Origin of the sequence: Hungatella sp. SL.1.14 (assembly GCF_024460495.1) — a bacterium.
Classification (GTDB): Bacteria; Bacillota; Clostridia; order Lachnospirales; family Lachnospiraceae; genus Hungatella; species Hungatella hathewayi.
On record NZ_JANFYJ010000378.1, the window covers coordinates 1 to 298 of the forward strand.

Annotated in this window: 1 protein-coding gene; it reads right to left on the bottom strand. The window is 54.7% G+C overall.

Annotation, left to right across the window (positions count from 1 at the left end):
• The coding region (locus tag NE473_RS31440) for a M24 family metallopeptidase (protein WP_256265670.1) at nt 1–298 on the bottom strand (298 nt) is incomplete at both ends.

The window sequence follows — 298 nt, forward strand, 5'->3', positions numbered from 1 at the left end:
CGTCTCTTATCGTTCTCTCCGCAGAAATAAAAGGTTCTCGACATATCTAAACAGTATCCCCTGTATTTGCCTCCGAAATCCACCAGAAGACACGCATCTGCTGAAATGATGCCATCTTTTCCCGTATAATGAGGCACCGCCGCATGGGCTCCCGCACAGACAAGGGCCCCTGCCTCTGATATCCCCCGCTGCTCCATCTCCCTGCAAAGGGCATCGGCAAACGCTCCCGCCGTTTTACCAATCCAGCCGCTGCCGGCCTTCATAACCGCCTTTAACGCTTCCGTGCATCTGCTGCAGG